We start from the raw sequence: 13,791 nt of genomic DNA on the forward strand, positions 1-13,791 counted from the left end.
GCCCACAGCCCGCAGCCCGCAGCCCGCAGCCCGCGCCCCACATCCCCCGCCCCCGAAGTCGCAGCACCTACCGGGCGGCTGTTGACAACGCGAGGCCGGCCCGGCGACGGGGTGCCGCCGCCCGGTCCGCACCGTGTACGGACCGGGCGGCCCACCACGCCGGCGGCCGGATCACGCCTTCTCAGAGCTTCTCCACCGGCGCATACCGCAGCAGCAGAACCTTCGGCTTCTCGTCCCCGAAGTCGATCGTCGCCTTGGCGTCATGTCCGCTGCCCACCACCGACATCACCGTCCCCAGTCCGAACTGGTCGTGCGTGACGCGGTCGCCGACCGACAGCGCGATCACCGGCCGGTCCGTCGCCCTGCGCGTGGCGAAGCCGCTCGGCCCGGGCCGGGAGCGCGAGGAGCTCGACAGCGCGCCGCCCACCCCGGCCGCCGCCGAGGCCGACGGTGTCGAGCCGCCCGTACGACGCCACTCCACATACGTCGGGGGGATCTCCTCCAGGAAGCGGGAAGGCGGGTTGAACGACGGCTGGCCCCATGCGCTGCGCAGCGTCGAGCGCGTCAGATACAGCCGCTCGCGGGCGCGTGTGATGCCGACGTACGCGAGGCGCCGCTCCTCCTCCAGCTCCTTGGTGTCGCCGAGCGCGCGCATGTGCGGGAAGACGCCGTCCTCCATGCCCGTCAGGAAGACGACCGGGAATTCCAGGCCCTTGGCGGTGTGCAGGGTCATCAGCGTGATGACGCCGGTGCCCTCCTCGCCCTCGTCCTCGTCGGGGATCTGGTCGGAGTCGGCGACCAGGGCGACCCGTTCGAGGAACTCGGCGAGGGTGCCCGGGGTCTCCTCGGTGCGGTCCTGCTCGAACTCCAGCGCCACGGCGGCGAGTTCCTGGAGGTTCTCGATCCGCGTCTCGTCCTGCGGGTCGGTGGACGCCTGGAGTTCCGCCAGATAGCCCGTGCGCTCCAGAACGGCCTCGAGGATCGTCGCCGGGCCGGCGCCGGACTCGGTGATCGTCCGCAGCTCTTCCATCAGGGTGTTGAACCGCTTGACGGCGTTGGCCGAGCGCGCGGCCATGCCGTAGGCCTCGTCCACCCGGCGCAGCGCCTGGGCGAAGGAGACCTTCTCGCGCAGCGCGAGCGCCTCGATCATCGCCTCCGCGCGGTCGCCGATGCCGCGCTTGGGGACGTTGAGGATCCGGCGCAGCGGCACGGTGTCCTCGGGGTTGGCGAGCACCCGCAGATAGGCGAGGACGTCGCGGACCTCCCGGCGCTCGTAGAAGCGGACGCCGCCGACGACCTTGTACGGCAGGCCGACCCGGATGAAGATCTCCTCGAAGACACGGGACTGCGCGTTGGTGCGGTAGAAGACGGCGACGTCGCCCGCCCTGGCCTTGCCCTCGTCCGTCAGACGGTCTATCTCGTCGGCGACGAACTGCGCCTCGTCATGCTCGGTGTCGGCGACGTAGCCGGTGATCGCCGAGCCGGCTCCGGCCTCGGTCCACAGGTTCTTGGGGCGGCGGTCGGCGTTGCGCTCGATGACCGCGTTCGCGGCGGACAGGATCGTCTGCGTGGAGCGGTAGTTCTGCTCCAGCAGGATCGTCGTCGCGTCGGGGTAGTCCTCCTCGAACTGGAGGATGTTGCGGATCGTGGCGCCGCGGAAGGCGTAGATCGACTGGTCGGCGTCACCGACGACGCACAGTTCTCCCACGCCGTCCTCGGGCGCGGTGTCCTCGGTGCCCACGAGTTCGCGCACCAGCATGTACTGCGCGTGGTTGGTGTCCTGGTACTCGTCCACCAGCACATGGCGGAAGCGCCGCCGGTAGTGCTCGGCGACGTCCGGGAACGCCTGGAGCAGATGGACGGTGGTCATGATGATGTCGTCGAAGTCCAGCGCGTTGGCCTCGCGCAGCCGCGACTGGTAGAGCGTGTACGCCTCGGCGAGGGTCTTCTCAAATGCGTCGGACGCCTGGCCCGCGAAGTCCTCCTCGTCGATCAGCTCGTTCTTGAGGTTGGAGATCTTCGCGCTGAAGGACTTCGGCGGATAGCGCTTCGGGTCGAGGTCGAGGTCGCGGCAGACCAGGGACATCAGGCGCTTGGAGTCGGCCGCGTCGTAGATCGAGAAGCTGGAGGTGAAGCCGAGCTTCTTGCTCTCGCGGCGCAGGATGCGGACGCAGGCGCTGTGGAAGGTGGACACCCACATCGCCTTGGCGCGCGGGCCGACGAGTTCCTCGACGCGCTCCTTCATCTCGCCCGCGGCCTTGTTGGTGAAGGTGATCGCGAGGATCTGGCCGGGGTGCACCTGCCGGGCGCCCAGCAGATAGGCGATGCGGTGGGTGAGCACCCGGGTCTTGCCCGAGCCGGCCCCGGCGACGATGAGCAGCGGGGAGCCGCTGTGGACGACGGCGGAGCGCTGCTCCTCGTTCAGCCCCTGGAGCAGCGCGGCGGTGTCCACGGCGGGGCGGTGCGCGCCGTTGCGGTAGTACCGGTCGCGGGCGTCCTCGTCCGCGGAGGCGTCGAAGTTCCCGCCGAAGAGACCGGCAGGGATGTCCTCGCCACCGCCCTCCTCGGGCGGCGGAGGCGGGTGCTCCTCACCGGTGCGCCCCGCATGGGCGGAGGGACCCGGGCCCGGGTGCTGGAAGCCCGCCAGAAAGTTGTCGTCAAAGAGGCTGCTCATCGCTCCCCGAGTCTAGGCCGCCCGACTGACAGCCCACGCCGGTTCCCGGTCCTCGGACGGACGAGCCCCCGATCCGGTTCCGAACGATCGCGCCCCGGATTGGTCACGAAAAGGTTTCGGGCATATCGAACATCAGCCTTCACAGGTACCCCACACGTTGGCTACCGTGCTCGCTCAGGCGGCTCGCACCCCCCGTCGACGACCGCGTCGGCACGGGCAGCCTCCGCTGAATCCGGCTCTGCCCGGCGGGTGTCCGAACGACGTCCCGACGGCATCCGGAACCGGGGACCCACACGTCCCACCGGGGTGAATCGGCCCCCGCACGTGCATATGCAGCCCGTCCGTGCGGAGCCGTAGGGCAGCCTTCCGATCGCCCGAACCCGACAGCTAACCCGGTAAGCGGTCCACGGAAGGAGACGCGCGCCTTGGCGTCGCACCGCAAACCGCGGACACGTGGCCTCACGTCACCCGGCTCGGGCCGGGCGACCGTCGGGCTGACGACCGCGGCCCTCGCATCGGTCAGCCTGCTGTCGCAGAGTGCGCAGGCCGCTCCGGGCGAGCCGAAGCAGGGCATCGAAGAAGTCCAGAAGAAGGTGGACGAGCTCTACCGGCAGGCCGGCAGCGCCACGCAGAAGTACAACCAGGCCAAGGAGCGCACCGATGAGGAGCGTTCCAAAGTGGACCGGCTGCTCGACGACGTCGCCAAGCGCACGGAGAAGCTGAACGAGGCGCGGCGGCTGCTCGGAAGCTATGCCGCCACCCAGTACCGCAACGGCGGCATGGCCTCCACCGCCACGATGATGCTCGCCGACGACCCGCAGAGCTACTTCGACCAGGACCATCTGATGTCCCGGATGACCGGGCGGCAGAAGCAGGCGGTCGAGGACTTCGAGACCCAGCAGCGGGCCGCGTCGAAGAAGCGCGCCGAGGCCACCGAGAGCCTGGCGGGCCTGTCCGAGTCGCAGCAGCAGCTCCGTACGACCAAGGAGTCGGTACAGCGCAAGCTGTCGGGCGCGCGTGAGCTGCTGTCGAAGCTGACGGCCGAGGAGAAGGCCCGGCTGGCGGCGATCGAGCGCAGGAAGAAGGCCGAGGCCGAGCGCGAGGCGGAGGAACTGGCCCGGCAGCAGGCCGAGAAGCAGCGCCAGGAGGAGGCCGACCAGGGCTCCGGCCGGACCGAGGGCTCCGGCTCCTACGCGGCCAAGGCCGAGAAGGCGCTCGCCTTCGCGCGTGCCCAGATCGGCAAGCCGTACGTGTGGGGGGCGACGGGCCCGAACTCCTTCGACTGCTCGGGGCTGACCCTGGGTGCCTGGAAGGCCGCCGGGGTCTCGCTGCCGCGCACCACCTGGGACCAGGTGAAGGTCGGCAAGCGCGTGGCCACCGAGGACCTCAAGCCGGGCGACCTCGTCTTCTTCTACGACGACATCAGCCACGTGGGCATCTACATCGGCGGCGGGAAGATGATCCACGCGCCGAAGCCGGGTGCGAACGTCCGCACCGAGGCCATCACGTACATGCCGATCTACGGCAGCGTCCGGCCCGCGTAGCCGCAGTGTTCTCCCTGACGGGCGCCCCTCGCCGGGCGCCGGTCGGGGCCGGGCACGGACCGCCCCCCTTCGGTGGGGGCGGTCCGTGCCCGTACGTCAGGCACCGCGCGGCCGGGGGGCTGCGCGGTGTCCGCGAGAGATGAGCGCGCCCGCCCGGAAGCCGTCAGGTCCAGAGAACGGCGATGAAGATGTTGGCCAGGGTGAGCAGGCCGACGGCGCCGAAGGCTCCCTTCTCGACCTTCTCCTCGTCCCGCTTCACATAGACCAGGCCGAGGATGACGACGAGGACGGCGAGCTTCACGCCGATCTTGACGTTGTTGACCGTCTGGTCGTCGGCCTGATTCAGCCCCACGAGCGCGACGCCGGTGACGAGCATGGTCAGCGCGCCGTGCAGCATGCCCGGGGTGAAGCGCGCGGTCCCTTCGCCCATCGCCTTCATCTGGTTCAGGAAGCCGCCGAGCAGGGCGGCGATACCGATGATGTGCAGGCCGACAAAGACATTGATGGCTATGTCCATGCGCGGAGCCTAGCCGGGCCCATAGCAGCCGCTTCCACTCAGGTGGGCCTCAATTGCCGCTTCGGTCATGCGAGTAGCGCGAACGGCCAGAGCGTGCGGAAATCACCCGGTCCGTACGATCAGTGCCGTACCGAAACGTTTCAGTCCCGGTCATCCCGGCTCATGGCGGGGACGAAGCGGATTACCGTCCTCCCCCTAGGTGCCCGTACGGCACCCCGGAACGGGCCCCTCCGCAAGGCCACCGGAGACCAGGGGAAGGAAGTGACGGCCGCCGTGGCCTCGCACAGGAAGCCCAGGCAGCGATCGTTCATCGGCTCGCTCACGGGCAGCACCGCCGTCCGTACGGCCGCGACGTTCGCCCTCGCGGGCGCGGCGGGCGCCACCGCCCTCGAAGGAGCCGCCCACGCGGACCCGGCCCCCACCCCGGCCCAGGTGAAGGAGAAGGTCGACCGGCTGCACCACGAAGCCGAGGTCGCCACCGAGAAGTACAACGGCGCGAAGGAGCAGACCCTCGCCGCGCAGCGGTCCCTGGAGCGCCTCCGCGACGAGGCGGCCCGCCGCACCGAGAAGCTGAGTGCTTCGCGCAACGCACTCGGCTCGATCGCCACCTCCCAGTACCGTTCCGGCGGCATCGACCCGGCACTCCAGCTCGCCCTCTCCTCCTCCCCCGGCGACTACCTGGACCGCGCCGCCGCCGTCGAGCGGGCCGGCAGCCGCCAGGCGACGGCCGTCTCCGGCATCCGGCACCAGATCCGCGCCATCGAGCAGGTACGGAGCGAGGCCGCCGGAAAACTGGGCGAACTGAAGGACCAGCAGGCCACGTTGCTCGGCCACAAGCGGACCGCACACGGCAAACTCCGCGCGGCGGAGCGGCTGCTGGACCGGCTGACGGCAGCGCAGCGCGCGGAGATCCTCGACCAGGACGGGCACTCCGCGGCCGGCGCCGCCACGGCCGGCCGCGCCGGCCGCGCCGTCTCCCGCGGCCCGGTCCGCGCGCCGAACGCCCGCGCCGCCCAGGCGGTCGCCTTCGCGCAGAGCGCGCTCGGCAAGCCCTATGTCTGGGGCGCCACAGGTCCCGGCGGCTTCGACTGCTCGGGACTCACCCAGGCCGCCTGGAGAGCCGCCGGGGTCTCCCTCCCCCGCACCACCTACACCCAGATCAACTCCGGACAGCGCGTCACACGCAACCAACTCGCGCCCGGCGACCTGGTGTTCTTCTACTCGGGCGTCAGCCACGTCGGCCTCTACATCGGTGGCGGCCAGATGATCCACGCCCCCCGCCCGGGCGCCCCGGTGCGCATCGCCCCGATCGACCAGATGCCGTTCTCGGGCGCCACGCGCCCGGCGTAGGCGGTCGACCGGCTCGGCGCAGGGGCCCGCAGGCTCGTGATGCGGCGACCGCCTCCGGGGACAGGCGGTCCCACATCCTGGTGCGGCGGCTCCGGCAGTCGCGCCGACGGGAAGCTGACGGGAATCGGCCGACACAATTGACCCGCAATTCAGCCCTTGGCCTCAACTTTCCGGCGATAAGGCCCGGTTGGTATCAGGGATACCTGCACCGGACTTGGGGAGCGGCACGGCGTACGCGGGTGGGACGCCTTTCCTCAGCAGCTCGTCTTCGTATAGTCGCACTGTTTACCGAATGCCTCGTCGGAGTGAATTCACGCCTCCCATTGACGCGGGGTCCTGCTTAGCGTGAAAAGCACGACCCACTCTCGGATGCGGGGCGCGCGGCCAATTGCCGTTTGAGCCCCGCCAGTTGGAGGCAATTCGCCATGCAGTCATCGGCACAGAACCAACTCGCATTCCCCTTCCCGCCCCTTCCGCCGCTTCCGCCGTTTCCGGGGTTCCCCGTCCTCGGGCCCACCCTCCTGGCCGTCGCACCGGCCCAGGGTGGCGCGGGGGAGATCATCTTCCTCGTCGGCTTCAATCTGAACAGCCCCACTTCGGTCACCGTCGGCGGTGTCCCGGCGACCGGGGTCACCTCGATCATCCCCGGCTTCCTGCTCACTGCGGTCGTGCCCGCGGGCGTGACTCCGGGACTGGCCCCCGTTGTGGTCGTCACCCCGAGCGGCAGCAGCAACCCGTTCCCGTTCGTCTACACGACGATCACCCCGCTGCCTCCGGTCGCGGCGGCCATCCTCCCGGCCTCCGGGCCCGCCGCGGGTGGCACCCCGTTCACCATTCTGGGTACCAACCTGACCGGGGCGTCCGTCACCATCGGCGGCAACCCGGCCACCGGTGTGGTCGTCAACGGCTCCGGCACGGTGCTGACCGGCATCTCCCCGGCCGGCACGGCGGGCAACCAGCCCGTCGTCGTCACGGGTCCGGGCGGTACGACCTCGGTGCCCGGCGGCTTCACCTACACCGCGCCGGTCGCGCCCGTCGCCGCCTCCATCACCCCGGCCACCGGGAGCACCGCGGGCGGCACGACCTTCGTCATCAGCGGCTCCAACCTGACCGGTGCGAGCGTCACGGTCGGCGGCAACGCGGCCACCGTCCTCTTCGTCCACCCGTCAGGAACGACGCTGATCGGCATCACGCCGGCTGGTGTGGCCGGAAACGCGGCTGTCGTGGTCACCACCCCCGGTGGCAGCGCCACCGTCCCCGGCGGCTACACCTACGTGTGACAGCCCCACCCGGGCCAGTGCCCCGGCCGGTCACGGCACCTTCCACGTGCCGTGCCCGCGCCGGGGCACCGGTGCATTCGGGCCCGTCTACGGGACGGGCTGCCGCGCCGCGAACCCGACGAACTCGGCCCAGGCGGCGGGCGTGAAGGCCAACTGGGGGCCGGAGGTGTCCTTGGAGTCCCGAACGTGCACGGTTCCGGGGCAGGTTGCCATCTCGACGCAGGCGCCGCCTTCGGCGTCACTGTGACTGGACTTCCGCCAGGAGACGGCAACCTCAATGCAGGCGCCACCCTCGGAGTTGCTGTAGCTGGACTTGAACCATGCCAGCCCGTATCTCATGTCCCCTCCGCCAAGTTCCCGATGAATCGCACCGACTCCTCAGGGCTGAGGGCCCGCCGCAGGATCATGTCATGGCGCCGCCGGATGACGCTCACCTTCTCCGGGTCGGCATAAAGCGCACCCATCGACTGTCCCTCTTCATAGGCAAGATGGTCGTGCTCTGGCGTCTCCAGCACGACGAACGGGCCCATGAGCCCTGGGTGGTAGCCCTGATCAGTGGACATGACTTGGAGAGTCACATTGCGTTGCTCCCCAATGGATACCAAGTACCTCATTTGCTGCACGTGAGCATCGGCACCCGTGATCCTGCGGCGCAGAGCGGTTTCTTCGATGACGAAGTTGAAACCCTTGGTCTGTTTCTCCAGCATGCTCTGGCGTTCCAGTCGTGCCGCCACCCTTTCCTCGATCGTCTCGTCATCGAGCGGCGGGCAGTGGCCATTCATCAGGGCCCGTGCGTACACCGGAGTCTGAAGCAGCCCAGGAATGAGCTGAGACTCGTACCAGCTGAGAGCAATCGCATCGGCCTCGTACCGCATGTAGTCCTGCGAGTAGGAAGGGAATCTGTCCGGCTTCAGATAGTCCTGCGCAGCAATCAACAACCCCTGCGCGGCACACATCTGATCCGCAACCTCAAGCACGCGCAACGTCGGCTTTCTGCGCCCCTGCTCCATCGACTTGACGGCCTCGTACGTATAGCCCGCCTCGCGGCCCAACTCCTCGCGAGTCACGCCCGCTCGTGTGCGCCACAGCTTCAGCTGGTTGCCGCAGTAGCGCCAAGCCATGGGCGGCTGGGACGAGTTCCCAGTCGTCATCGCACCCCGCCTCTCCCCGGTGCACGCGGGGTACACCACCGTCCGTACCCGCGCCGTTACTCCCGAGGCTACGCGGTGACCAGCACTGTTTGAGCCATGGTCGACGGAACTCCCCCATCACCGAAGGACATTGAATGGCGGCTCCCCCGCCACTCCCGCAGTGTGGGCCGCTCCCGGGAGCTGTTGCGGGAGCAGGCGCGCTCGTGGAAGGTCCCGGACGACACGGCCGAGACGGCCGTGCTGCTGCTGAGCGAGCTGATGACCAACGCCCGTGCGCACGCCCGTGTTTCACCCGGCCGGGAGATGCGGGCGCGCTGCATCCTGCGGGACGGCGTCCTGCGCGTCGAGGTCTCCGACGCGAGCGGCGAGCTGCCCAAGCCCCGTACCGCGTCGCCCGAGGACGAGGGCGGGCGCGGTCTGGCGCTCGTCGCCGCGCTCGCGGACGAGTGGGGTGCTCATCCGCGGGCGTGCGGCATCGGCAAGACCGTGTGGTTCGCCCTCAAGCTCCCGGCCGGGCCGGTGGGATGAGGGCGTCAGACCAGCCGGCGGGCCGTCGCCCAGCGCGTCAGCTCGTGGCGGTTGCTGAGCTGGAGCTTGCGCAGGACCGCCGAGACATGCGACTCGACCGTCTTCACCGAGATGAAGAGCTGCTTGGCGATCTCCTTGTACGCGTAGCCCCGCGCGATCAGGCGGAGCACCTCGCGCTCGCGCTGGGTGAGGCGGTCCAGGTCCTCGTCGACCGGCGGGGCGTCCGTCGAGGCGAAGGCGTCGAGGACGAAGCCCGCCAGGCGCGGCGAGAAGACCGCGTCGCCGTCCGCGACGCGGAAGATCGCGTTCACCAGGTCGGTGCCGGTGATGGTCTTGGTGACGTAGCCGCGTGCGCCGCCGCGGATGACGCCGATGACGTCCTCGGCGGCGTCGGAGACCGAGAGCGCGAGGAAGCGCACCGGCTGCTCCGGGTCGCCCATCATCGCGGCGCTGCGGCGCAGGACCTCCACGCCTCCGCCGCCCGGCAGGTGGACGTCCAGGAGGACGACTTCCGGCCGGGTCGCGGTGATGACGGTGACGGCCTGATCGACGTCCGCGGCCTCGCCGACGACCTCCACACCCGTTTCGTCCGTGCGGCCGATCTCGGCCTGGACGCCCGTCCGGAACATCCGGTGGTCGTCGACCAGCACGACCCGTACGCGGCGGCCGGTCGCGTCGCCAGTGGCTCCGGCCTCGGCCTCGGCCTCGCTCCGGTTCCGGCTCTCTGCCTCTTCCGTCATCACGAAGCCCTCTCCATTTCCAGCTCCACTACCGTGCCCCCGTCCGGCGCCGAACGCAGGCGCGCGGTCCCGCCGTTGCGCTGCATTCTGCCGATGATCGATTCGCGGACGCCCATCCGGTCCTCCGGGACGGCGTCCAGGTCGAAGCCGGGGCCCCGGTCCCGTACGGACACGAAGACCGTACGCCCTTCGACCTCGGCGTAGACCTGTACGGTCCCGCCCTCGCCACCGTACTTCGCGGCGTTGACCGTCGCCTCGCGCGCCGCCTGGAGCTGGGCCGTCAGCTTCTCGTCGAGCGGGCAGTCACCGACGCAGACGACCTCGACCGGTACGCCGTGGTGGTCCTCGACCTCGGCGGCCGTCCGCCGCACGGCTTCCGCCAACGTCTCCGGTTCGGCGTCCTCGTCCTTGCCCGTGCCCTCCGGCTTGTAGAGCCAGGCGCGCAGCTCGCGCTCCTGGGCGCGGGCCAGCCGCGCGACCTCCTTCGGGTCCTCGGCGTTGCGCTGGATCAGGGTGAGCGTGTGCAGGACGGAGTCGTGGACGTGGGCGGCGACCTCGGCACGCTCCTGGGCCCGGATGCGCATCAGCCGCTCCTCGGAGAGGTCCTGCGTCATCCGTACCAGGTAGGGGCCCGCGAGGAGGATGACGCCGACCAGCACGGCGAGCGCGGCGGTCAGCACGGTGCCGAGCTGGTGAGCCGAGCCGCGGAGCACGATGAACCCGGTGACGCCGAGGCAGACCAGCACCACCCCGGCCGCGCTGCGGGCCACGGCCTGGACCCGCTTGCTGCGGCCGACCGCCATCCAGCGCCCGCGGCGGGCGTTGTCGGCCTGGCGCCAGACGAGCGCGACACCGGCGGCGATCAGCAGGACCGGCCAGATGTAGGCGTTGGCCGCCCGGCCGAGCTGGATGCTGTCGACGAAGATCGCCATACCGGCGAGGAGGGCCAGCAGGGCGAAGATCTGCCCCTTGTCCGGCTTCCTGGCGAAGATCCGTCGGCGGCCGTCGGGGCCCGCCGTCTCGGCGGGCCGGGCCTGGACGCCGCCGACGCCCAGCGGTACGGCGAACCAGAACCCCGCGTACAGCAGCGCCCCCAGCCCGTCGAGCAGCAGCAGCGCCAGGAAGACGATCCGGACCCACGAGACCGGCAGGCCGAGGTGGCCCGCCAGACCGCGCGCCACGCCGCCCACCATCCGGCCGTCCGCGCTGCGGTAGAGCTTGCGCGGGGCCGGTTCCTCGGGGGCGTCGGGCGCCGGGGCGAAGGGGCCTCCGGCGCGGGCAGCGGCGGTCATGCCCCGATCGTCACACGGGCGGACCACGGCGGGCATCAGGGTCGACCCTGATCGGTCCCCCAGGCCGCCCGTGGACGGGTCGTACGGGCCCGGCTCACGCGCTGCGAGCCGTGCGGTGCCGTGCCGTGCGGTGCCGTGCCGTGCCGTGCCGTGCCGTGCTGCTGGGAACGGGCCGTACGGTCAGAACGTGGCGTACGTCGGCCTGCCCGCCGGTTCGTAGACATGGACCATCACGCCGGTGCTCGTCGTCCTCGCCTCCTTGAGCTTCATGGCGCTCGGGCGCGCGCCGTCGGCGAAGAGGCGCAGCCCCTCGCCGAGGACGACGGGGAAGATCCAGAGCCGGTACTCGTCGATCAGGTCGTGTGCCATCAGGGACCGGGCCAGGGCGCCGCTGCCGTGGATCTGCAATTCCCGGCCGGGCTCCTTCTTCAGCTCGGCGATCTTCCCGGGGACGTCGTCGCCGATCACCGTCGCGTTGTTCCAGTCCGCTTTCTCCAGAGTCGTGGAGGCCACGTACTTGGGAAGACTGTTGAGCTGCGTCGCGACGACATTGTCCGGGTCGGTCACCTGCGGCCAGTAGCCCGAGAAGATCTCGTACGTCCTGCGGCCGAGGAGGAAGCCGTCGGCCTGGCGGAACCAGGTGTCGACGTACCCGCCCATGTCCTCGTCGTAGTACGGGACCAGCCAGCCGCCCTGGTCGAAGCCGCCGCTGGTGTCCTCCTCGGGACCGCCGGGGCCCTGCATGACCCCGTCCAGGGACAGAAAAGTGGTCAGCGTGATGCGGGTCATGACGTCCTGCCTCTCGAATGAACCGGTCCCCCTCGTACCAGTTCAGACTCCGCGACGGCCGGACATTCATCGGTCTCCGACACGTGGCTGCGTCCGTACGGCTGCCCGCGGGCGACGCGGCCGTACGTCCACCCGTCAGTCCAGGATCTTCAGGCTGTTCCGCACGTCGTCGAAGATCTCCCGGTTCTCGTCCCAGACCTCCTCGGGAGCGGACAGGTAGACGGCGTACTCCTTCTCCCCGGGTTCGCCGAAGCCCAGATCGATCGCGCGGTACCTGCGGTTGGTCCCCGCCCAGCTGAACTCCCAGATGGCGGCAGGCATGTTCCGGAAGGACGTGGACTGCATGCGCAGTTGCCTGTAGTCGGGCAGCTTGCCCTCCTCCAGGGACTTGGCCTCGTCGTCCTTCCAGTGCTGGAGGGGGTCGGAGGTCGCGAAGTCGAGGACGTTGATGCGTATCCCGACACGTCCGGAGGGATCGGCGTACCCGATGACGCTGTCCTTCGGGTACGTCTGCGTCCAACCATCGGGGACGGGGACGGAGACGCCGTGCTCCTTGTGCTCGACGAGGTGGTATCCGTCGGGCAGGGGCGAGGGCTTGGGGGCAGGCTTCGACGGCGACTGCGACTTGGTGGGCTTGGAGGGCCCGTTGCCCGCCGAGGCACCCGGATCCCCGCCCACCCCGCGCCACATGACGTAGCCGCCCGCAGCCGCGGCCACGACGACGGCGACCGCTGTCCAGGCGGCGATACGGGCTCCCTTGCGCCGCGGCGGTGCGGGCACCGGCATGGGCGCGGGAGGGGTGTCGCCGGAGTGGCCGGGGTACGGGGGCGGGGTGGCTGTCGCGCCGCTGCCGGGGCCGTAGCCGCCCGCCGGGCCGTACCCGCCCGCCTGACCGTGTCCCGGTGCGGCGCCCTGGCCGCTGCCGTAGCCGCCGGTGCTGTGGCCTCCGGTGACGTGGCCCGCGCCGTAGCCCTGGCCAGTGCCGTCGCTGTGCCCCTGGCCGGTCCCCGGACCGGTCGGCCGTCCCATGGTGGTGGTCTCCGCCGCGTCCGGGAACTGCTCCCGGTCCACGTAGGCGGTGTCCGCCTCCGCCGCGTGGTCGCGCAGCCGCAGCTCGACGGTGTCCGCCGTGGGCCGCGCCTCGGGGTCCTTGGCCAGCAGGTGCTCGATGAGCGGGGTCAGGGTGCCCGCGCTGCGCGGGGGATCCAGCGCGTCGACGGCGATCGAGTACGCCGTCTCGATGGCGGTGTCCTTGCGGAACGGCGGCCGCCCCTCAAGGGCCTGGTAGAGCGTCGCGCCCAGCGCCCACAGGTCGGAGGCGGGCCCCGGGGTTCCGCCCCGGACGCGTTCGGGGGCGACGTAGTCCACCGAGCCGACGAGTTCGCCGGTGCGGGTCAGCGTGGAGGTGCCGGAGGCGACGGCGATGCCGAAGTCGGTGAGCACGACCCGCCCGTCCTCGCCCAGCAACACATTGCCCGGCTTGACGTCGCGGTGGAGAACTCCGGCGGCGTGCGCGGCCCGCAGGGCCGCGATCATCCCGCGCCCGATCCTGGCCGCCTCGTCCGTCGTCACGGGACCGTCCTGCTTGAGCACGTCGCCGAGCGTCCGCGACGGCACGTGCTCCATCACGATGCAGGGGAGCCCGTCGTCGTCCACGACGTCATGGACCACGACCACGTTCTGGTGCGTGATCCGGGCCGCGCTGCGCGCCTCGCGCCGGGTCCGCTCGTACAGCGTCCGGCGCTCGTCGTCGGCCAGATGCGGCGGTACGTGCAGTTTCTTCAGGGCAACATGACGGCCCAGCAGTTCGTCCTCCGCCCGCCAGACCGTGCCCATGCCCCCGCGGCCGATCCGTTCGAGCAGACGGTAGCGGCTTGCGACGAGCCGTCCCTCGTCCCTCCCCGTGTCGTAAGACACCTCTTAGCT

General features: G+C 70.6%; 12 protein-coding genes and 1 riboswitch. Of the genes, 4 read left to right on the forward strand and 8 right to left on the reverse strand.

Annotated elements, in window-relative coordinates; genetic code table 11:
- Window positions 1–181 precede the first annotated feature (181 nt).
- Complete coding sequence (gene pcrA, locus ACGFNH_RS22540; RefSeq protein WP_393656400.1) at window positions 182–2,674, reverse strand: DNA helicase PcrA; 2,493 nt, start codon at window positions 2,672–2,674, stop codon at window positions 182–184.
- 257 nt (window positions 2,675–2,931) lie between these two features.
- Window positions 2,932–3,091, forward strand: a riboswitch (cyclic di-AMP (ydaO/yuaA leader).
- Between the two features lie 8 nt (window positions 3,092–3,099).
- Between pcrA and ACGFNH_RS22545 the strand changes: the two genes are divergently transcribed.
- Window positions 3,100–4,218 carry an NlpC/P60 family protein gene (locus ACGFNH_RS22545; protein ID WP_393656402.1) on the forward strand — a complete coding sequence of 373 codons (1,119 nt, stop codon included), beginning with the start codon at window positions 3,100–3,102 and terminating at the stop codon, window positions 4,216–4,218.
- A gap of 163 nt (window positions 4,219–4,381) precedes the next feature.
- On the opposite strand, the gene ACGFNH_RS22550 is transcribed toward ACGFNH_RS22545, so the two are convergent.
- Entirely contained in the window at window positions 4,382–4,735 is a 354-nt protein-coding gene (locus tag ACGFNH_RS22550) for a hypothetical protein (protein ID WP_393656404.1), read from the reverse strand.
- 273 nt (window positions 4,736–5,008) lie between these two features.
- Between ACGFNH_RS22550 and ACGFNH_RS22555 the strand changes: the two genes are divergently transcribed.
- Both ACGFNH_RS22555 and ACGFNH_RS22560 read left to right on the forward strand, forming a co-directional pair.
- The gene (locus tag ACGFNH_RS22555) at window positions 5,009–6,085 is read left to right on the forward strand and encodes an NlpC/P60 family protein (protein WP_393656406.1); all 1,077 of its coding nucleotides are present in this window, start codon (window positions 5,009–5,011) and stop codon (window positions 6,083–6,085) included.
- 425 nt (window positions 6,086–6,510) lie between these two features.
- Window positions 6,511–7,365 carry an IPT/TIG domain-containing protein gene (locus ACGFNH_RS22560; RefSeq protein WP_393656407.1) on the forward strand — a complete coding sequence of 285 codons (855 nt, stop codon included), beginning with the start codon at window positions 6,511–6,513 and terminating at the stop codon, window positions 7,363–7,365.
- Window positions 7,366–7,452: 87 nt separating this feature from the next.
- Here the strand turns inward: ACGFNH_RS22560 and ACGFNH_RS22565 are convergent, their stop codons facing one another.
- Both ACGFNH_RS22565 and ACGFNH_RS22570 read right to left on the reverse strand, forming a co-directional pair.
- Window positions 7,453–7,704, reverse strand: a complete 252-nt coding sequence (locus ACGFNH_RS22565; RefSeq protein ID WP_393656409.1) for a DUF397 domain-containing protein — start codon at window positions 7,702–7,704, stop codon at window positions 7,453–7,455.
- Window positions 7,701–8,486: a Scr1 family TA system antitoxin-like transcriptional regulator gene (locus ACGFNH_RS22570; protein WP_393656411.1), complete on the reverse strand. Its 786-nt coding sequence runs from the start codon at window positions 8,484–8,486 to the stop codon at window positions 7,701–7,703. The genes ACGFNH_RS22565 and ACGFNH_RS22570 overlap by 4 nt, the downstream gene beginning before the upstream one ends.
- A 126-nt stretch (window positions 8,487–8,612) precedes the next feature.
- Here ACGFNH_RS22570 and ACGFNH_RS22575 point away from each other — a divergent pair, with 126 nt between their 5' ends.
- The gene (locus ACGFNH_RS22575) at window positions 8,613–9,044 is read left to right on the forward strand and encodes an ATP-binding protein (RefSeq protein WP_393656413.1); all 432 of its coding nucleotides are present in this window, start codon (window positions 8,613–8,615) and stop codon (window positions 9,042–9,044) included.
- Between the two features lie 5 nt (window positions 9,045–9,049).
- On the opposite strand, the gene ACGFNH_RS22580 is transcribed toward ACGFNH_RS22575, so the two are convergent.
- The 4 genes from ACGFNH_RS22580 to ACGFNH_RS22595 all read right to left on the reverse strand — a co-directional run bounded on the left by ACGFNH_RS22580 (window position 9,050) and on the right by ACGFNH_RS22595 (window position 13,782).
- Window positions 9,050–9,784, reverse strand: coding sequence for a LuxR C-terminal-related transcriptional regulator (locus ACGFNH_RS22580; RefSeq protein WP_393656414.1), 735 nt, complete (start codon window positions 9,782–9,784; stop codon window positions 9,050–9,052).
- Entirely contained in the window at window positions 9,784–11,076 is a 1,293-nt protein-coding gene (locus ACGFNH_RS22585) for a PspC domain-containing protein (RefSeq protein WP_393656416.1), read from the reverse strand. Before ACGFNH_RS22585 ends, ACGFNH_RS22580 begins: the two co-directional genes overlap by 1 nt.
- Window positions 11,077–11,256: 180 nt before the next feature.
- Complete coding sequence (locus tag ACGFNH_RS22590; RefSeq protein ID WP_393656418.1) at window positions 11,257–11,865, reverse strand: dihydrofolate reductase family protein; 609 nt, start codon at window positions 11,863–11,865, stop codon at window positions 11,257–11,259.
- 135 nt (window positions 11,866–12,000) lie between these two features.
- On the reverse strand, window positions 12,001–13,782 hold the full coding sequence (locus ACGFNH_RS22595) for a serine/threonine-protein kinase (protein WP_393656420.1): 1,782 nt from the start codon (window positions 13,780–13,782) through the stop codon (window positions 12,001–12,003).
- Window positions 13,783–13,791: the final 9 nt, after the last annotated feature.

It is taken from the genome of Streptomyces sp. NPDC048639 (genome assembly GCF_043199075.1).
In the GTDB taxonomy this organism is placed as follows: Bacteria; Actinomycetota; Actinomycetes; order Streptomycetales; family Streptomycetaceae; genus Streptomyces.